The following is a 19411-nucleotide window of genomic DNA, read 5'->3' as shown; positions in this document are numbered from 1 at the left end:
CTGTATTTCGACAGCCGTTTCGTTTGTGTTATAATGGTTTTTATATATTTTACAACATCTAGGAAAGCGGGGAACTATTCGTGCTGCTTCCACAAATAAATGATCCACAACAACTGAAATCACTGTCAGTCGAAGAATTAACTACTCTAGCAGAGGAGATTCGACGATTTCTGATTGAGAAGCTTACAGCAACCGGCGGGCACCTCGGTTCTAATCTGGGGGTGGTGGAGCTCACGCTGGCCTTACATTATTGCTACAACAGTCCTCGTGACAAAATGATCTACGACGTTGGCCACCAAGCCTATGTCCACAAAATACTGACCGGCCGTCAAGATCGCTTTGATACCCTGCGCAAATATCAGGGATTGTGCGGCTTTGTTAAGCGCTCTGAAAGCGAACATGATGTGTGGGAGGCTGGACATAGCAGCACCTCTTTGTCGGCAGCGATGGGGATGGCTATGGCTCGTGATCTAAAAGGCGAAGACAACAAGGTGATTGCCGTGATTGGTGACGGTGCGCTTACCGGCGGGATGGCTTTTGAAGCGCTTAACCACATTGGCCATGAGAAGCGTAAGCTGATGGTTATTTTGAACGATAATGAAATGTCGATTGCTCCGAATGTAGGGGCGATGCACAATTATTTAAGCAAAATTCGTTCGGACCGTCATTATTTGCGTGCCAAAGACGAGGTTGAAGGGCTGCTTAAGAAGATTCCGGCCATCGGTGGACGATTAGCGAAAACCGCTGAACAATTAAAAAACAGTCTTAAATATATGATGGTTCCTGGAGTATTGTTTGAAGAGCTTGGCTTTACGTATCTTGGGCCAGTGGATGGACATGATCTGGAGAAAATGATCGACACCTTCCATCAAGCAGATAACGTGGCGGGTCCTGTGCTTGTGCATGTGCTGACGACCAAAGGCAAGGGCTATAAACCGGCTGAGACTGATTTTTATAAATCGCATGCTATTTCCCCTTACAAAATTGAGTCAGGTCAGGCACTTAAAGCTGTAGGTCCTCCAATGTACACCGAAGTATTTGGTAGTACACTGATTGAGCTAGGACGTGAAGATTCGCGTCTGATTGCAGTTACCCCTGCGATGCCAGGCGGTTCAGGTTTGTTTCCTTTTGCGAAGGAATTCCCGGATCGTATGATTGACGTGGGGATTGCAGAGCAGCATGCAGCAACCTTGTGTGCAGCTTTGGCTATGGAAGGGATGAAGCCGGTATACACCGTGTATTCTACCTTCATGCAGCGTGCCTATGATCAGATCGTCCATGATATTTGCCGCCATAATGCCAATGTTATGTTCGCCATTGACCGTGCTGGATTTGTGGGTGCGGATGGTGAGACTCATCAGGGTGTGTACGATGTTGCTTTTATGCGCCATATCCCTAATATGGTTATGATGATGCCAAAAGACGAAAATGAGCTGCGTCATATGATGAAGACGGCACTTGAATATAATGACGGTCCAATTGCTTACCGCTATCCGCGTATTAATGGAACAGGTGTGGCAATGGACGCTGAACTGCATACCCTTCCTATAGGATCATGGGAACGACTGCGTACAGGAGAAGGATATGCTGTAGTGGCATGTGGTCCTATGGTTCAAGTGGCTGAAGAAGCCGCTGATTTGCTGAAGCGGGAAGGGATTCAGGTGGGCGTTGTGAATGCGCGTTTCCTGAAGCCGCTTGATAATTCCATGCTTCTGGATTTGGCTCATGCTGGAACCAATATGGTTGTTATTGAAGAGGCTTGCCAAGCGGGAAGTCTCGGCAGTGCGGTATTGGAGTTCTACGCGGAGCATGAAATTTATGACGCTCGTGTACATCTGATGGGTGTGCCCGACATCTTCGTGGAGCATGGCTCCATTAAAGAACAACGTCAGCAAACAGGTCTTACCGTAGAAGCGTTATGTGCACGTATCAAGTCCATGATGGCTCTAAGTGCTTATAATTACAAAACGACTTCGTCTTCCTAAGTGGAAGCCGGAAATTAGTAACCCTTGAACGATCGGGAGATGACCATGGAACACCGTAAAGAACGGATTGATGTACTGCTTGTGGAGCAAGGTTTTTATGAAAGCCGGGAGAAAGCTAAAGCTGCTATTATGGCAGGGTTGGTGCTCGCGGATGAGGAACGTATTGAAAAAGCTGGCATGAAGGTCTCGCGGGAGTCTACCCTTAAGGTTAAAGGCTCTGTGCATCCGTATGTCAGTCGTGGAGGCCTAAAGCTGGAGAAGGCTCTTCGCCAATTTAATATTGATCTTACCGGTCGGAACATGCTGGACATTGGTGCTTCCACTGGCGGCTTCACAGATTGTGCGCTTCAGAATGGTGTAAGCCATGTGTACGCCATTGATGTTGGCTATAACCAGCTGGATTGGTCACTGCGGAATGATGAGCGAGTGAGCGTTATGGAGCGTACGAACTTCCGGTATATGACACCTACAGATTTGCAGGGTCCTGTTCCGGACTTTGCCAGCATTGATGTATCTTTTATATCCTTAAAAATAATTCTCCCACCCCTCAAAGCCTTGCTGCAACGTCCAGCAGATATCGCTGCACTCATCAAGCCGCAATTTGAGGCTGGACGTGAGAAGGTTGGAAAATCAGGTGTGATTCGTGATTCCGCTGTCCATAAAGAGGTTTTGATTAATGTACTGACTATGGCTGCAGAGTTAGGATTCGGTCTCCATGGATTGACTTTTTCGCCAATTACAGGCGGGGAAGGCAATATTGAGTTTCTTGCTCATTGGAGACTGACGCCAGAAGTGGCAGAAGGCGAAGAATCATCCGTACAGCCGGCAGCTGCTGTTGCAGCAGTCATTCCAGTGGAGGACTTTCCATCCCTTGCTGATGAAGTGATTAAGCAGGCTACGGGTACTTTTAATGTGAGTTCTACTCATGGAAACTCCGCGCGCCGTTAGAGCTTTATGAACACCCCGTCAACCTCAAATGGTCAGCGGGGTGTTTTTTTTGAGCGGGAAGTCTGAAGAGTTCAACCTTGAAAATTCCTCTTCATCTGTTAAGATTGAGGGAGCAGATTTGCTCAAAGGGATTGAATTTATTAAAATAAAGACCCGGTATAAAATCCGGGTCTTTATATTTTGAATCTTTTTTTGGATTTACTGTGCTCGTTTTAATTGTAAATTGCTGAATTAGCGAATAATATCAATTATGCGGAAAGCTTATAAAAAGATAGCTTAGAAGCAGGATTTACCAGGGCTTCACGCGAATAAATCACCGAGGTGATTGATAGTGGCGGGTAGCTCTGACAAGGTCGTTATGGCGTTTATTGGGGTAGCATTATCGATTTTTATAATATATCGGATATATGTATGGCTGCAGAGTTCTCCGCGTTCTTTTATGAAGGATCAAATTCCGTTCAATAAAGTGATTATTCCACATCCCTCTATTGATATACTTGAGGATGAAGGATATGAGGTCGTTGGAGGGAAATTAAAAATCCCCTTGTCTTTCAACGTAAATGGGGCGCAGATGTATAGCCGGTTATTTATAGATTATGTGGCGACAAAAGAGGAAGGATCTTTATATTTAGTTATCCTTTCCAGACCACGCAAGCCTTTGGATTTCACTGGCAGTGGCTTACGTGATACCTTGCTTCCCTACCTGCTGATCTATCCGGAATGCAGCGGCGTTCTATATGTTAATGTAGCAACAGCATCGATCCATGTCATTAAGCTTGGCAAAGACGACGGAGAATCAAACTGAGTCCATATTTTTTATATACCAGGAGGCAACAATGAAGGGACAACGACATATTAAGATTCGTGAAATTATTACACAAAAGGATATCGAGACACAGGACGAGCTTGTGGAAGCCTTGCGGGAATCAGGTTTTCAAGTTACTCAAGCCACAGTATCTCGAGATATAAAAGAGCTGTTGCTCATCAAGGTACCCATGGATGATGGAAGATATAAATATTCACTTCCAACGGATCAACGGTACAATCCCATTCAGAAGCTTAAGCGCGTTCTTGTGGATAATTTTGTGCAGATCGATTCCTCGGCTAATCTTGTGGTGATGAAATGTTTACCAGGTACGGCTAACTCTGTCGCTGCTTTAATTGATAATATTGACTGGCCGCAAATTATGGGAACCCTTTCTGGTGATGATACAATCCTTATCATTTGCCGTTTACCTGAGGACAGCAAGACCGTAATTTCACAAATCATGGGTTATATTTCTTAATTATAATTAATCAGATGCCTGTCATCTTCTCGGAGGTGCTCTATTAGTGTTAGAAACCTTGTCTATACGCAATCTTGCCGTCGTTGAGGCGGTAGATGTGCATTTTTATCCTGGCTTCCACGTGCTTACGGGGGAGACCGGGGCAGGTAAATCCATTATTATTGATGCGCTTGGATTGATTGTTGGAGGCCGCGGTTCTGCGGATTCCATTCGTTATGGTTGTGAAAAAGCGGAGATGGAGGCGCTCTTCAGTCTTCCCGGCGGTCATCCCGTTTGGGAGACTTTGGAGCGTCTTGGCATTGAGGCCCAGCGCGAGGAGCATCTTATTATACGACGCGAGCTTACCTCTCAAGGTAAAAGTACATCACGTGTAAATGGGCAGATGGTCAATCTTACCATGCTTCGCGAGATCGGCGAGCAGCTGGTTAATATACACGGCCAGCATGAGCACCAGAACTTGCTGAAGGCGGAACGGCATCTGGGACTGCTGGATACATACGGAGAACCGATTATTGGTCCGCTAAAGGCAGTTTTTCAGGAAAGGTATTCTGCCTTCGCGAAGGTGGAGAAAGAGCTGCGAGAGCTGCAGGAATCCAGCCAGAAGGCATACCAAATGCTTGACTTATATCGTTTTCAGCTTGAAGAAATTTCATCCGCCGGATTAAAACCGGGAGAAGATGAATTACTTACCGAAGAACGGGTCAAACTATCCCACAGTGAGAAAATGATGGATTCCGTATCGGGTGCATATGAGCTGCTTTACGACAGACAAGGCTTGGAATCGATCGGTAATGTTATTTCCAGACTTGAGGATGCAGTTCGTTACGATGAGAAGGGTCTGCGAACAGTGCTCGAACAGCTGCAGTCCTCATATTACCAGCTAGAGGATGCTGCTTTTCAGCTTCGTGATTACCGGGAAAATATCGAGTTCAATCCGATGCGACTTGAAGAAATCGAGAATCGTTTGGATTTGATCACTGGACTCCGACGTAAATATGGAGAAAGTGTAGAACAGATTTTGGCTTATTATGAACAAATTCACCGGGAAACTGATTTGCTTGAGAATAAAGATGAATATCTGGAGAAACTGACGGCGAAGCGCGATTCGTTGCTGTCTGTATTAATGGAAGCAGCTACGGAATTAAGTGAAGCACGAAAGCTTTGTGCTGCTGATCTGGCCACCCAAGTGGAGGGTGAGCTCAAAGACCTTCAAATGGAAAGAACCTCGTTGCAGGTCAAATTGGACAGGCTGGAGGACCCGCGTGGAGTCGAATACAATGGTCGGCGTATTCGCCTCACAAGACAAGGGATAGACAGCGCAGAATTTATGATATCCCCTAACCCGGGCGAACCCCTGAGACCGCTTGGCAAAATCGCCTCTGGTGGTGAGCTGTCGCGTATTATGCTGGCAATGAAAAGTATTTTTGCGCGCCATGATGCAATTCCAGTTCTGATTTTTGACGAAGTGGATACTGGTGTCAGCGGCAGAGCTGCTCAGTCCATCGCAGATAAGCTGTTTAAGCTGTCCTCTACCTGTCAGGTGTTCTCCATTACTCACTTGCCGCAGGTGGCTTGTATGGCTGACCATCAGTACTTAATCCGCAAAAAGGTTGAGGATGGAAGAACCATGACTGAAGTGGAATCCCTAACGAACGATGGACGTGTAATGGAGCTGGCCCGGATGCTGGGTGGCGTAGAAATTACCGAAAAAACATTGCATCACTCGCAGGAAATGCTTAATCTGGCCGAGGCAAGTAAGGCTGCAACAAGCTAAGCGGAGCAATGATTGACAGTAATAAAAGCCTGGGGGCAAGGTTATCTTATAGGTACGCAATTGGCGACCACCTTTTTCGTCAAGCGAAAGAAGCAAAAGGGAGCGTGACAGCCATTGAAGCCTAACCTCAGGAAGTTAATGCCAGGCCTTTTATTTGCCTTCTTTCTTAGTTTATCGGGCATAACGGGAACAAATCTAAGTTCTGCTGCACCACTGCAAGGTGAACCAGCCAAGGTGACTGCACAAGGAATTCATTCCGAGCTTAAGGTGATCCCGGGAGGTCAAACGATCGGTGTGAAAGTGAAATCAGCAGGTGTTTTGGTTGTTGGTCATCATCTGATTGAAGTATCCGAGAAAACTAAGCTTTCCCCAGGAGAGGTCAGCGGTTTAGTGCCGGGTGATCTGATGATCTCCATGAATGGTGAGAAATTGGACGAGTTGTCCAAGGTGGCCAAGCTGGTGGATCGTGCTGGTAAAGCGAATAACCCCTTGACCATTGTCTTCAAACGCGGAGGTAAAGAGCATACAGCTAAGTTAAAGCCCGCGTATGACATTCATGACAAAGTGTGGCGGTTAGGCCTGTACATTCGTGATTCAGCAGCGGGTGTCGGCACATTAACTTTTTATGCTCCCGAGCAAGGTGTATATGGAGCTTTGGGACATGTGATTACAGACATGAATACCGGTACTCCAATTGTTGTAGGCAGTGGTCATATCGTTCAGTCCAGTGTCACCTCCATATCCAAAAGCCAGGATGGCGATCCGGGCGAGAAACGAGCGCATTTTTTGAAAGAAAGCCAAGTGCTTGGAAATGTGGAGAGCAATACTGACTTCGGCATCTTCGGTAAAATGAGCTCCAATCCCGAGCACAGTCTTTACAAAGAACCGATCCCCGTGGCGATGAGCGATCAAGTCAAGGAAGGTCCTGCTGAGATCCTAACTGTAGTTGATGGTCAGCAGGTGGAGCGGTTTAAGGTTGAGATCATTCATGTAGCACATCAGCAAACGCCAGCCACTAAAGGAATGGTGCTGCGGATCACTGATCCACGCCTTATCGATAAGACAGGCGGTATCGTCCAAGGCATGAGCGGAAGTCCTATCGTACAGGATGGCCGCCTCATCGGAGCCGTAACTCATGTATTTGTAAATGATCCTAAGTCCGGTTATGGGTGCTTCATCGAATGGATGCTTCAAGATTCAGGTGTGACCAAACAGGAGAATAGGTATTCATTAAATCTTAAGGCGGTTTAGCCTTAAGATTTTTTGTCGAACGATTACGAAGAACCTCGAACATTGAGATAAAATATTTAATTATAATCCAACACAGAAAAAAAATAAAGAAAAATAATTTTCGACAGAAGGGAATTCGATCTCCATGTCGAAAACGTAAGAGACAAGAAAAAAATGTTATTTTCGAATAGCAGATATAATTAAGGAGGAAGCAGCCAGTGCAGAATATTGAAGTGTTGTTGGCCGATGATAACAGGGAATTTACGAATTTGCTTTCCGAGTACATTTCTGAGCAAGAAGATATGACCGTAACGGGTATCGCCTACAATGGTGAAGAAGTGCTTCAAATGCTTAGCGAAGCGCGTAAAATTCCCGATGTTCTTATTCTTGATATCATTATGCCGCATTTAGACGGCCTAGGTGTATTGGAACGTCTACGTGATATGGATCTGAATCCTCAACCGAAGATCATCATGCTGACTGCTTTTGGTCAGGAGAACATCACTCAAAGAGCTGTACAGCTTGGTGCATCCTATTATATTTTGAAACCGTTCGATATGGAGGTCCTGGCAAATCGTGTACGTCAGCTTGTCGGCTCTCAAGGCAGCATGAGCTCCTCCTCCAACATGTACAATTATTCGTCGACGTCCAGATCGAATGTAGTGCCGCTCTCTAAGGGCAAGAACCTCGACGCTAACATTACCTCGATCATCCATGAAATCGGTGTCCCAGCGCATATCAAGGGCTATCAGTACCTGCGTGAAGCGATCACCATGGTATATAACAATATCGAGATCCTTGGTGCGATTACGAAGACACTCTACCCAGCAATCGCTGAGAAGTTCAAAACCACGCCTTCACGCGTAGAACGCGCGATCCGCCATGCGATTGAAGTCGCTTGGACCCGTGGCAACATTGACTCCATCAGCCATTTATTCGGCTACACGATTAATATCTCCAAATCTAAGCCTACTAACTCGGAATTTATTGCCATGGTAGCCGACAAGCTGCGGATTGAGCATAAGGTTAGTTGAAAGGGTTAGGGGCAGTGCGGGGTACAGTCAGTATAAAATCGATAAACTTGTTTTGAACCGATAAACTTTTTTAAATCTCGCCCGATAAACCTAAATGGTTTATTGGGTTTTGTTTTTATTTAAAGATTAGCCATCTTATAAATGGTGAAACTCAAGCAGGGGCTTAGAACAATCGGGCGAGCTGGTTAGATAAACCAATTCTTCTATCAGAATATAGAGAACTACATTTGTGAGTTAAGTCGGAGGAATCTTCATGAATTATTACGAATCAGGTGTTGAAAGAATTAAGAATATTGATGCGAATTTATACATTGGAATTTCAAAAAAAAGATACGAAGAAGTAAGGTCTAGAGGTGAATATGAAGCAGATGCTAATTTGATTGCAGAGTATTACCGTAGAGTCGGCGTGTTTTTACAGTTTATCTCTAAGGAAGCAGCAAGTATATACATAGGTATGGATATGTTATTAGGTTTTAAGATGGAGGAAAATGAGTGGGACATTTTCTTAGAAACGTGTCCGAATTTTAATAAAATTGATATTATGCTTATGAAATTAATAAGTATACATTATTTACGCTGGTGCTCTTTGCTTGATGCGCGCGACAATATCGCATTACAGTTTCCGGATATATATGAACCGATGATCAAATTATTTGAGAGAGGTGGGGGACGGATTAATACCCATCACCACGAACTGGTTGGTGGATTTGGAGCTTTTTCACGCTCTATTTATGCAAATAGAGGAGATATGACCCCTTTTGATATAAGCGATGTTGCTCTAGAAAATATAATTAAGGAAGTAGAACTAGCAGAAGGTTACTTAGCGGACTACAAGAACGGAAATTTATCAGAAAATAATTGTATCCGCTGTGGTAACAAATTATTGATCCTACCAAACTTATCGGATTATGGTTATCAATGGTATAAAATTATATGCGAGACCAAAGACTGTTTTGATAAAAATTTCTCATGATACTTCATTATAGTTATATCAACCAGAGAGATGAAGAGAGGTTTGGCAAAAAATGTGTTGGGAAAGATTTTTAATAATAAGTGAACCACTGTCCCGGCATGAGCTATCAATAAAATCAATGCAGTAAAAAGACACTGAGATCTATTCATCAGTGTCTTTAATGTGGATACTTTTCCACCAACATTTTATTTCATCGTTCTTGTAATCATTTTCATTCAGAAGGTTGGAATTTAAAGTAACTTAATCAGCTCTTCTAGCTCGTCAACCATACCTTTCGCAAGTTCAAAATTATTGTCTTTTAAAGCTAATTCTATTTTCATTTCAACTGCTTTTTTATTTTGTTCATTTTCTAAATAATCTTTATCAAAATGACTGGCATAAATCATCTTTCTGAATTTTCGCATACTCATTTTTCTAATCGTCTTCTCGTCAATGATTAGTACATAATCCATCCCATTTACTACAGAATAGAAATCATGAGAAATCATGAGAATCGCACCTTTATAGTCTTCAATGGCTTTCTCCAGTGCGATTTGTGTATAGGTGTCTAAATGGCTTGTCGGTTCATCAAGAAGCAATAAGTTTGCTTTGCTAGCAGAAACTTTTGCCAATTGCAGTATATTTTTTTCGCCACCAGATAAAGATTCTATCTTTTGAGTAAGAATTTCTCCTTCAAAGCCATAGTTTGAAAGATGTGCTCTAATCTCGTCATAAGTTGCAAACCCGGCATCGATGAAGTCTTCTAGTATGGTATTAGAATTCTTTAGTACTTCGTCTTGAAGCTGAGAAAGATAAGCCACTTTAATATCAGCATTTATTTCAATTGAATCATGATTATTTTTAAAGATATCTCGGAGTAAAGTCGTTTTCCCGGTACCGTTTGGACCGATAAGGGCTACTTTATCTGTAGGTTTCATCTCAAAGTTAACATTTTCTAAAATCAACTCATCAAAGGAAACACTATAATTATTCACATTTAAAACAGTGATGTCTTCTTCAATTTCATTGTCCACACCAAAACTGATTTTTGGTTGCTTAATATCAACGAATGGCGCTTTAATTTTTCGCGCTTCCAATCTTTCTTGAAACTTAACCCGAGCTTTTAACGCTCTCCCTCTAGATGCTTCTGAATTATAGGTTGCGATCGCTCTAAGATTATCAATAATGTTATCGTATCTCTCTATTTCTTCTTGTTCAGCGACTGCGATTTCTTGTAACTCAATTTTCGTCTGAAGTAGTGAGAAGTTATACTCAATATATCGCCCATCGAACTCTTGGATCTCCATGTTTTCAAGGTGTATGATTTTGTTAAAACAATGATTTAATAGATAACGGTTATGCGTAACAACTAGCAATATTCCTTTGTGAGCATTAATCAGATTTTTAAGTGCATTTAGGTTTTCAAAATCTAAAAATACATCGGGCTCATCCATAATCATTAAGTCTGGACTAGTCAGCATTTCCTTCATCACTTGAATAAGCTTGAATTCCCCACCACTTAGGTCAGATACCCTAGCATCTTTTAGCTTCAAGAGGTTGGCTAAATTTAGTTTCTTATTAATATTGCTTTCAAAATCATTTCCATCCATTAAATCAAAGGCATCTAGAGCTAATTGATACTTTTCGAGTAATGAATCAATATCTGATGATGTTTCCATTTCAGTGAGAATCGCTGTTATTTCATTTTGTATCTTAATAAATTCTTCTCCTATATATTCAAAAACGGTTGTTTCTTTAGATTTGTCTAGTTGCGAAAACTGACTTACATACCCGATTTTGCAGGTGGGGTCCATCTCTAGCGTGCCTTCGAACAAATATTTTTCTGGATCCATAAGGATATCGATCAATGTACTTTTACCACTGCCGCTTGTTCCTATAAAAGCGCAATGTTGTGCCTCTTCAAGCGTAAATGAAATGTTTTTATATAGGTCTTTTTGCGGGAATGCGAAGGATAAGTTATCAACTTTTATCATAGTGTTACCTTTCTTAACTAAAAATAGTGACTATTATAAGATGTATTGAAGAGTACAGATTTTGAGTTTACCGTTGATAGAGTAACACTGTTTACAAGCAACTTCAATCATTTCGCATTAAAGGTATCAAAATCATCTGATAATACAATCTTACAGACTAATAAATTATGGTCATAAAACCTATAAATACCTAATGGCTACAACTCGGAATTTATTGCCTTGGTAGAAGATAAGCATATTCCATTTAATGTTATAGTGGAGTTAGTAGGATAAATCCTTTGTTATTTTAGATACGTACATGCTTGAATTTATTAAGGAGAATCATAGCTACAGATGTAAATAATCTAAGTGTAATATTTAATTATGGAGGGAATATGAAATTTCATTTGAGATATGTAATACTATCTTTTTGTGTATTCTTCTTTTTGTCAGGATGTAGCTGGAATGCAATCACTGAAAAAGAATTAGATCAATTTATCGAAAGTGAAAATTTGGATTATGTATCTATACAAAAGCTAAACGACGAGGAATATTACATTTTTAGCTTACCCTATATTTATATTTATCGTAGTGCTTCTGACTATACTAAATCTACGGCTATGATACGAGATGAGATAGCTATTGGTGGTTTAGAGAAAGGTTCAATTGGCCTTGTAATTAATAATACGCAAGTTTTAAAAGATGCTAAAACATTTTCAGTGGTGATTGACAGTAAGACTCGTGAGTATGAATATACAGGTGGAAAATATCTAATTATAAAAGATAGTAGGATTTGGAATCCGACTGCTCAATTAAAAATTATTTTCTCAAATGATAAAAACGAAACAATATTTGAATCAGATTATTAAAGAAGATTTATTGGTGTTTACTACTATTTACATATTCTTATTTTGCTGATTTTCTATTACATGAGTATCACTTGAAAATACATATAAGAACCTTCTTTGCGTATAACCTTCATGCGTAATCAACAAAGTAATTACGTAGATTATGATGATACTTATCTTCAAAGTTAAATTGGTAAACAAATAAGGAGAACTCTTTATGACAATCTCATCAGGAATAACACGTGAACACGTAATCAGTGGTAAAATATTCCTTGGCTATCTTTGTTTATGTTTATAAGAACAAGAGTCATATAAAGTGAATTTGAAAGTGGGAGAATAGTTTATGGATTTAAAGAAAATTAATTCTTTAACAAAGTACCCAAGCATTCTTACATATCATCAATTAGGTGAACGAGGTCGGTTAAATGATGTTTTAACAGAGTCAAGAGGCTTCGCAGAATTAGATGATGTTTTTGTTTACGAAAAAGTAGATGGTGAAAATTCAAGGATCATTTTATTAAAAAATGATGATAACGAAGTTGATTATCTAATTGGTTCCAGAGAAGAATTGTTATATGCAAAAGGAGATAGAATCGGTAATCCTTATGGGAACATTGCGGAATTTCTTAAGCCGTTAGCAGAAAAAGTAATTGCAGATATCCTTCCTGAGGGTGACTGGGCATTAACCGTAATTTATCAGGAATCTTATGGAGGGAAAACTAAAGCATCCAAGAACTATTCTGACAGAAAAACTCAAGGGTATCGTGTATTTGATGTGTTCTCCTTGAATAAGGATGAATTATATAGACTTCTTGAGTTATCGCAGGAGAAAATTGCGGTGTGGCGTGATCACGGAAATCAACCATTTTATGATGAAATTGAGAAGAAGAGATTTATTGAAAGTATTGATTTGCAGTCTGCACCACTTCTTGAAACCACAAAGGGTTCCGAGTTTCCAATTTCTCTTGAGAGTACTTATTCTTATTTAAAAAGATTCGAAAACACGCAAGTAGGCATCGACGCATCAGGCAAATCAGAAGGAATCATTGTTAGAACAACGGATCGTAAACAAATTAGAAAAATACGGTTTGAAGATTATGAAAGAACGTTTAGAAAGTAACAGTTGGAATTATTATCAATGCTGATATTTTCAGAATTTAGCATAAGGTTCCTTAAGAGATGGCGGTTGTGAACAGCCCTCAAAATACTGCATATTCATTGGTCCAAAACCAATAAATATGCGGTATTTTTTTGTGCAGTTTTGAACTCCAACTAGATAAATCCCTATCGGCTATAACTAATACCATGTCCTTGCCATTCGCAAAACCTCCCCACTTCACAAAACATACACCCATTTGGCAAATAATGTTTGACATGTGAGGAATGTCACTGATAAGATGATGTAAATTAAACCTAGTTGAATAATCGGATAAGGTTCTTTAGAGGATTTCATTATTTTTTTACTCTGAATACCTATTAAATACATAAGTATAGTTTAGTTTAAATTTATCGGAAAGGGTGAATGGAGTGTCGAAGGAAACACTGGTTATCGAACATTTGAATAAAGTATTCGCCGCGCCTGCAGGTGATGTTATCGCATTAAGTAATATTCAGCTGAAGGTGAAAAAAGGCGAGTTGATTACGATTATAGGTCCCAGCGGCTGCGGAAAAAGTACCTTGCTAAAAATTGTGGCAGGACTGGATACGGGCTATAGCGGCGCGGTTCTACTGAATGGCAAACAGATCGACGGTCCGAGTATTGAGAAGGGATTTATTTTTCAAGAACCAAGACTTTTTCCGTGGTTGACGGTGGAGCATAATATTGCAGCAAATTTATCGCTTAAAAATCCAGAGGTTCGCAAAAAAGTAGATGAATTGATTGAACTTGTACGATTAAAGGGTTTTGAGAAATCCTATCCACGTGAGCTGTCAGGCGGGATGGCCCAACGAGTATCTATTGCTAGGGCGTTGCTCCGTAATCCGGATGTATTATTGCTCGATGAACCTTTTGGCGCACTAGACGCTTTTACTAGATCACATCTGCAAGAGGTACTTCTTGATATTTGGCAGAGCAATAAGACGACTATGTTATTTGTGACTCATGATCTGGATGAAGCTGTATTCCTGGGTGAGCGGGTAGTCATTATGAATCCCCGACCTGGGCATATTCGCAATATTCTTCCCATCGATTTACCGTTTCCGCGAAAAAGATCCAGTACTTCATTCCAAGAATTACGTCGACTGGTTCTGAGTGAGTTTGAGAAAGTAGAAGAACCGGCAATCGATGTTGGAGCTGGTATCTAGATAAAGAGAGTCCATTTTTTTATAAAAAGGGGAGAAATGATCCATGAAATTATTTCGTAATTCACTACTTCTTATGTTTGTTTTGACTGTATTTGCAACAGGCTGCGCTTCGAATGAAAAGAGTGCGGGAAAGAACGACGCCAACAAATATGAAGGTGTGACCATTAAGATTGGCGTGCAGGGCAGCGGGGGGATGTTTGGTAAAGCCCGTGAGGAAAAATGGTATGAGCAAGAATTTGATAAGCTGGGCGTAAAAGTAGAATGGACGGAATTTCAAAGTGGACCCCCAATGACAGAGGCGATCGCTTCTAATAAGTTGGACATAGCGACTCTTGGTAACATGCCGGTGATCGCAGCCCAAGCTGCGGGTATTCCTATTAAGATTATCTCACAAGTATTAGAAGGTACGAATAACGTTGCTCTTCTTGTACCTGGTAGTAGTACTGCTCAGAAACTGGAGGATCTGAAAGGCAAGAAGATAGCTGTTACAAAAGGCAGCAATGCTTACAACTTCCTTTATCGCGGTATTGAGGAATCAGGTCTTAAAGAAGCAGATTTTGAGATTATCCAGCTACAGCCTGATGAAGCACAACCTGCATTTGAAACCGGTGGCGTTGATGCATGGGCTACATGGGATCCGTATATTACTCTAAACGCATTGACCGGTAAAGGGAAGGTTTTGACGGATGGTGAGCAATTGGGTGTCTTATCTCCTTCTTTTGTGATCTCCCGTTCAGCGTTCGCAGAGAAATATCCAGAACTAGTTACGCTTTATTTAAAAGTAACCAACAAAGCTATAGCTTGGGAGACAGATAATCGCGCTGAAGCGACTGAAAGATATGCAGCTGAGCGGAACATTCCGGCAGCGGTAATCGAAGGTACGTTTGAACGTTCCCAGATGATCAACATTCCAATTAGTGATGCTGTTGTTGAAGAATTGCAGAAGACAGCCGATTTTCAATTTGATATTAAGAACATTCGTAAAGAGATTGAAGTTTCTAAAATAACAGACAATCAATATATTGAAGCAGCACTGAAGGAACCTTTGAAGTAACGGATGAAACCACAGATGTAGAAAAGAGGTTGTTTACATGCAATTCAGTGCTGAAAAAGCTGTGATCTCGCCACTAATTCATAAGAAGAATCCAGTAAAGAAGCGCGGACTTTCCATCCAAACGACGAATATATTGTTTGGACTTATCTTACCAATTGCTTTACTCCTGATTTGGGAGATAGCCGGAGCGATGGGAAAGTTAAATCCTATATTGCTGCCAAGGCCAAGTGAAATATGGCGGGAACTGGTTAGCTTGACCGCGTCCGGTGAGCTGGCGAAACATTTAGGCATATCTGCTTGGCGGGCACTGCTTGGTTTCTTAATAGGGGGAGGGCTTGGCTTAGCGGCGGGTTTGTGGGTAGGCTTCTCATACAAAACAGAACGTTTGCTGGATCCGTCGCTGCAAATGCTGCGCACGCTGCCCCATTTAGCAATCGCTCCACTTTTTATTTTGTGGTTCGGATTCGGTGAAACCTCAAAAATATTGTTGATTGCCAAAGGTTCATTTTTCCCATTATACGTGAACACATTTCTAGGAATCCGTTCGGTGGACAACAAGTTGTTTGATGTTGGGAGAGTACTGCAATTCAGTAAATGGCAGATGGTGAGTAAGTTAATTATTCCAGCCTCACTGCCCAACATCTTTTTAGGTATCCGTTTGTCTGTGGGCATAGCTTGGCTTGGACTTGTCGTAGCGGAGATGATGGGCTCTAGCTCAGGTGTTGGCTATCTAATCAATGACGCGCGATCGTTTTCTTTGACCACAGTGGTATTTGTTGGGATCATCGTGTTTGCTGTAGTAGGTAAACTGTCAGATTCATTAGTGAAGCTGTTGGAATCGAGATTGCTAAGATGGCAGGACAGTTATAGGGGAGATAAAGGATCATGAGCAATCACCTATCCAGTAATAAAATAGAGCGTCACGACGATGGTTTAAGCTGGATTCCAAAAAAACTGCATGGTTGGATTGTACCTCTAGCTCTAGTGGTGATTTGGGAAGTGGCAGCTGCGCTCCATCTAGTCTCTGCGACGACATTGCCTGCTCCATCTACCATTATTGCGCAGTTCTTTTCTTTAATAGCTAGCGGTGAGCTGTTTCGACATCTGGGGATTAGCGCCTATCGGGCAGGGCTTGGCTTTTTATTGGGATCTGCTACTGGACTGCTGCTTGGCTTATCTACAGGACTTGGGAAGTTGGTAGAGCGTACACTGGATCCATCTTTACAGATGCTTCGGACGATTCCATTACTTGCCCTTATTCCGTTATTCATTTTGTGGTTTGGTGTAGGTGAATTTTCTAAAATACTAATGATTTCATTAGGTGCTTTTTTTCCAGTTTATCTGAACACTTTCCTAGGAATTCGTAATGTTGATATCAAGCTTGTTGAAGTATCCCGTATTTTCCAATATACAAGATGGCAGTTGCTTAGCAAAATGATTATTCCGGCTGCAATGCCCAATATTCTACTTGGTATTCGCTTATCACTTGGTGCATCGTGGCTTGTACTCGTCGTAGCGGAGATGATGGGAACAAGTGCGGGGATAGGCTATATGATTCAGGATGCCAGAGCTTATTCGCAAACAGATATAGTATTCGTTGGAATTTCAATCTTTGCAGTGATAGGAAAACTTTCGGATTCCGCAATTCGATTGCTGGAGAGAAGATGGCTGCATTGGCGTGATACATTCAAAGGTTAACGAACTCTAGAATTCGAAAGGCAGGGTCATTATGGGAACCAGAAAAGATCAGCTACATTTAGGTGCATTTATTTATTATTCAGGACATCATCATTATGGCTGGCGTCATCCGGAATCGGGAGCGGATAAGATCTTCAATTATAAATTTTATCGCGAATTGGCAAAAACCGCCGAGCGTGGGAAGTTCGATATGATGTTTTTGGCGGATTTGTTGTATGTGATGGGTGCGGATCAAGCAGCTTCGGGTATGCTGGACCCATTGACGCTGTTGTCAGCCCTTTCGACAGAAACAGAAAAACTCGGATTAACGGCTACCGTATCGACCACGTATAACGAACCTTATAATGTGGCTCGCAAATTTGCTTCTTTAGATCATATTAGTGAAGGCCGAGCGGGTTGGAATATTGTTACCTCCCAGCTTGATGTGGAAGCTTATAACTATGGGAAGCCGGAGCATCCAGAGCACGGACTTCGGTATAAAATGGCACGTGAATTTGTTGAGGTGGCAACGCTTCTCTGGGACAGCTGGGAGGATGACTCTTTAATCGTCAACCGCGAAGAGGGACAATTTGCTGACGCGAAGAAGATCAAAGAAGTGGAATACAAAGGGGAGTGGTATTCTACAAAAGGAACCCTCAATGTTCCTCGCTCACCTCAAGGGTATCCTGTACTTATTCAAGCCGGATCTTCTGGTCCAGGACAAGATTTTGCAGCTAGTTTTGGAGAGGTGATCTTTACGGCACAGCAGTCGCTTGAAGCGGCTAAGGCCTTCTATGAAAGCGTCAATTCCAAATTAGCAGATTATGGCCGTGAACGTGGTAGCTTAAAAATTATGCCGGGCTTATCTCCGATCATTGGAGCGACCGAAGAGGAAGCCCAAAGTAAATATAAAGAACTGCAGGAGTTGATTCCTCCTGCCGCTGTTGTTGGTATGTTGTCTGGCATGTTGAGGTTTGACCTGTCCGAATACCCAGTAGATGGACAGCTGCCTGAGATTCCTGATCCAGTAGAAGCATCAAATGGAATGAAAAGCCGGGTTCAGCTGATTATGGATATGGCTCGTAAGGACAAATTATCGATATTAGAATTAGGCCGCCGTTTGCTTGGTGCACGCGGACATATGCAGTTTGTTGGAACCTATGAACAATTGGCAGATTTAATGCAATTGTGGTTCGAAGAGTACGGCTGCGATGGATTTAATATTATGCCACCAGTACTGCCGGGCAACTTGGATGAATTTGTGGATCATGTTGTGCCCATCTTGCAAGCACGCGGCTTGTTCCGCACTGAGTATACGGGGAGTACCCTTCGTGAACATCTAGGATTGGAGCGTCCGGATATTCGTCATTTTCAGAATCGTAGAGTGGCTGAAGTAGGGGCTGGTAAATAAGGTTGGATTCACTCCTTTATCGGTTTTTGAAGAACCAATAGAGGAGTGTTTTTGTTATAATAGAATAATCTGAATTGTAAAAAATCATTCTATAAATGCCACATTTTAAATGTTTACCGCCCTACAATAAGGTTTATATATGGTAAATATTGTGATAGACTTAAATAGTATTAGAGCACAACTACAGTGTTTGCAGCTGCATTGGTATACTGGTCTAAACCATACCAAAGACGGATATGCTTAAACCAAGCAATAAAATGCTTGGGAGGTGTCATTCTAAAATGTGTGAGAAGGAGGAGGAAAATGGTATGAGTCTTGTACAAAAGAAAAAAAATATCCCTAACTCATTGTCTGAACATCCTAACTTCAAATCGAAAGTACCGCGTTTGAATGTAGTTGATGGAAAGGCTAAAATTGACTCTGATAACCGTCTCCAACAAAAATGGTTTGAGGAATTTAAGAAGTAATAGATGAATCTAAAAGCCGGGCAAGTTTTTTGGTATGAAGTAGATTATCCAAAAACAGGAGAAACCGAAATAAGACCAGTCGCAATAGTGGAAATTATTGATGGATTACCAATTTTTGTTGTTTTCGTTGCATTGACCCACTCTAAAATAAAAAATTTTGAAGGAAAGTATGATAAGTGGAAAATTCCATTATTTAAAGGAAGAGACTGCGGATTAGGGGAAAGTTCATTTGCAAAAGTGAATTGCGTAGCCCAAGCGGAGGCCTCCTCCTTTAATTCATCTGATTACATCGGTCAACTAAACCCAATCGATTTAAAGAACGTTAAGAAAAAATTAATGGAATTCCTCGATTCAGGGGATGGATTTTGGTAAATTATACATAATTTTTTGAAGAACACTTCTTCAACGAAGTGTTTTTTTGTACCATAAAGCTGGAGGATACTGTTCACTAGATAAGGACGTCATGAA

Annotated in this window: 18 protein-coding genes; 17 read left to right on the top strand and 1 reads right to left on the bottom strand. The window is 41.5% G+C overall.

Features of this window, described 5'->3' with window-relative positions:
* The first annotated feature begins 80 nt into the window (after positions 1-80).
* From dxs to MHH50_RS21645, 8 genes are all read left to right on the top strand, one after another.
* Positions 81-1985, top strand: a complete 1905-nt coding sequence (gene dxs, locus MHH50_RS21680; RefSeq protein WP_340033372.1) for a 1-deoxy-D-xylulose-5-phosphate synthase — start codon at positions 81-83, stop codon at positions 1983-1985.
* A 45-nt stretch (positions 1986-2030) separates the two neighbouring features.
* Positions 2031-2933 carry a TlyA family RNA methyltransferase gene (locus MHH50_RS21675; protein WP_076129653.1) on the top strand — a complete coding sequence of 301 codons (903 nt, stop codon included), beginning with the start codon at positions 2031-2033 and terminating at the stop codon, positions 2931-2933.
* 331 nt (positions 2934-3264) lie between these two features.
* On the top strand, positions 3265-3738 hold the full coding sequence (locus tag MHH50_RS21670) for a hypothetical protein (RefSeq protein ID WP_232061423.1): 474 nt from the start codon (positions 3265-3267) through the stop codon (positions 3736-3738).
* Positions 3739-3769: 31 nt separating this feature from the next.
* Positions 3770-4219, top strand: a complete 450-nt coding sequence (gene argR / locus MHH50_RS21665; protein ID WP_036682813.1) for a transcriptional regulator ArgR — start codon at positions 3770-3772, stop codon at positions 4217-4219.
* A gap of 46 nt (positions 4220-4265) precedes the next feature.
* Positions 4266-5993, top strand: coding sequence for a DNA repair protein RecN (gene recN / locus MHH50_RS21660; protein ID WP_076218782.1), 1728 nt, complete (start codon positions 4266-4268; stop codon positions 5991-5993).
* Positions 5994-6131: 138 nt separating this feature from the next.
* Positions 6132-7244, top strand: a complete 1113-nt coding sequence (spoIVB, locus tag MHH50_RS21655) for a SpoIVB peptidase (protein WP_081383394.1) — start codon at positions 6132-6134, stop codon at positions 7242-7244.
* Between the two features lie 197 nt (positions 7245-7441).
* On the top strand, positions 7442-8257 hold the full coding sequence (gene spo0A, locus MHH50_RS21650; protein WP_036682806.1) for a sporulation transcription factor Spo0A: 816 nt from the start codon (positions 7442-7444) through the stop codon (positions 8255-8257).
* A gap of 253 nt (positions 8258-8510) precedes the next feature.
* Positions 8511-9230, top strand: coding sequence for a hypothetical protein (locus MHH50_RS21645; RefSeq protein ID WP_340010802.1), 720 nt, complete (start codon positions 8511-8513; stop codon positions 9228-9230).
* Positions 9231-9460: 230 nt separating this feature from the next.
* Here MHH50_RS21645 and MHH50_RS21640 read toward each other — a convergent pair whose 3' ends face one another.
* On the bottom strand, positions 9461-11203 hold the full coding sequence (locus tag MHH50_RS21640) for an ATP-binding cassette domain-containing protein (protein WP_340033371.1): 1743 nt from the start codon (positions 11201-11203) through the stop codon (positions 9461-9463).
* Positions 11204-11577: 374 nt separating this feature from the next.
* On the opposite strand from MHH50_RS21640, the gene MHH50_RS21635 reads away from it, so the two are divergent.
* From MHH50_RS21635 to MHH50_RS21595, 9 genes are all read left to right on the top strand, one after another.
* Positions 11578-12051, top strand: a complete 474-nt coding sequence (locus MHH50_RS21635; RefSeq protein ID WP_076310273.1) for a hypothetical protein — start codon at positions 11578-11580, stop codon at positions 12049-12051.
* A gap of 322 nt (positions 12052-12373) precedes the next feature.
* Entirely contained in the window at positions 12374-13150 is a 777-nt protein-coding gene (locus MHH50_RS21630) for an RNA ligase family protein (RefSeq protein WP_340010799.1), read from the top strand.
* A gap of 407 nt (positions 13151-13557) precedes the next feature.
* Positions 13558-14334, top strand: a complete 777-nt coding sequence (locus MHH50_RS21625) for an ABC transporter ATP-binding protein (RefSeq protein ID WP_076281395.1) — start codon at positions 13558-13560, stop codon at positions 14332-14334.
* A 43-nt stretch (positions 14335-14377) separates the two neighbouring features.
* Entirely contained in the window at positions 14378-15388 is a 1011-nt protein-coding gene (locus MHH50_RS21620) for an aliphatic sulfonate ABC transporter substrate-binding protein (RefSeq protein WP_076310274.1), read from the top strand.
* 37 nt (positions 15389-15425) lie between these two features.
* The gene (locus MHH50_RS21615) at positions 15426-16277 is read left to right on the top strand and encodes an ABC transporter permease (RefSeq protein WP_340033370.1); all 852 of its coding nucleotides are present in this window, start codon (positions 15426-15428) and stop codon (positions 16275-16277) included.
* The gene (locus MHH50_RS21610; protein WP_076129474.1) at positions 16274-17086 is read left to right on the top strand and encodes an ABC transporter permease; all 813 of its coding nucleotides are present in this window, start codon (positions 16274-16276) and stop codon (positions 17084-17086) included. Before MHH50_RS21615 ends, MHH50_RS21610 begins: the two co-directional genes overlap by 4 nt.
* 31 nt (positions 17087-17117) lie before the next feature.
* Positions 17118-18476: an LLM class flavin-dependent oxidoreductase gene (locus tag MHH50_RS21605; protein ID WP_076277666.1), complete on the top strand. Its 1359-nt coding sequence runs from the start codon at positions 17118-17120 to the stop codon at positions 18474-18476.
* A gap of 308 nt (positions 18477-18784) precedes the next feature.
* Positions 18785-18943, top strand: coding sequence for a hypothetical protein (locus MHH50_RS21600; RefSeq protein WP_175618933.1), 159 nt, complete (start codon positions 18785-18787; stop codon positions 18941-18943).
* 3 nt (positions 18944-18946) lie between these two features.
* Positions 18947-19315, top strand: a complete 369-nt coding sequence (locus tag MHH50_RS21595) for a type II toxin-antitoxin system PemK/MazF family toxin (RefSeq protein WP_076221035.1) — start codon at positions 18947-18949, stop codon at positions 19313-19315.
* Positions 19316-19411 lie beyond the last annotated feature (96 nt).

Source organism: Paenibacillus sp. FSL H3-0302 (assembly GCF_037982245.1).
In the GTDB taxonomy this organism is placed as follows: Bacteria; Bacillota; Bacilli; order Paenibacillales; family Paenibacillaceae; genus Paenibacillus_AQ; species Paenibacillus_AQ odorifer.
Note: the sequence above shows the minus strand (reverse complement) of the source record. Positions and strands in the feature narration are given on the sequence as shown.

What these genes read in the sequence shown, in the direction of transcription:
- MHH50_RS21605 (WP_076277666.1), top strand. Translation starts at nt 17,118, where the DNA reads ATGGGAACCAGAAAAGATCAGCTACATTTAGGTGCATTTATTTATTAT.
- MHH50_RS21630 (WP_340010799.1), top strand. Translation starts at nt 12,374, where the DNA reads ATGGATTTAAAGAAAATTAATTCTTTAACAAAGTACCCAAGCATTCTT.
- MHH50_RS21635 (WP_076310273.1), top strand. Translation starts at nt 11,578, where the DNA reads ATGAAATTTCATTTGAGATATGTAATACTATCTTTTTGTGTATTCTTC.
- MHH50_RS21645 (WP_340010802.1), top strand. Translation starts at nt 8,511, where the DNA reads ATGAATTATTACGAATCAGGTGTTGAAAGAATTAAGAATATTGATGCG.
- MHH50_RS21615 (WP_340033370.1), top strand. Translation starts at nt 15,426, where the DNA reads ATGCAATTCAGTGCTGAAAAAGCTGTGATCTCGCCACTAATTCATAAG.
- MHH50_RS21675 (WP_076129653.1), top strand. Translation starts at nt 2,031, where the DNA reads ATGGAACACCGTAAAGAACGGATTGATGTACTGCTTGTGGAGCAAGGT.
- MHH50_RS21595 (WP_076221035.1), top strand. Translation starts at nt 18,947, where the DNA reads ATGAATCTAAAAGCCGGGCAAGTTTTTTGGTATGAAGTAGATTATCCA.
- spoIVB (WP_081383394.1), top strand. Translation starts at nt 6,132, where the DNA reads ATGCCAGGCCTTTTATTTGCCTTCTTTCTTAGTTTATCGGGCATAACG.
- MHH50_RS21620 (WP_076310274.1), top strand. Translation starts at nt 14,378, where the DNA reads ATGAAATTATTTCGTAATTCACTACTTCTTATGTTTGTTTTGACTGTA.
- MHH50_RS21610 (WP_076129474.1), top strand. Translation starts at nt 16,274, where the DNA reads ATGAGCAATCACCTATCCAGTAATAAAATAGAGCGTCACGACGATGGT.
- MHH50_RS21600 (WP_175618933.1), top strand. Translation starts at nt 18,785, where the DNA reads ATGAGTCTTGTACAAAAGAAAAAAAATATCCCTAACTCATTGTCTGAA.
- MHH50_RS21640 (WP_340033371.1), bottom strand. Translation starts at nt 11,203, where the DNA reads ATGATAAAAGTTGATAACTTATCCTTCGCATTCCCGCAAAAAGACCTA.
- argR (WP_036682813.1), top strand. Translation starts at nt 3,770, where the DNA reads ATGAAGGGACAACGACATATTAAGATTCGTGAAATTATTACACAAAAG.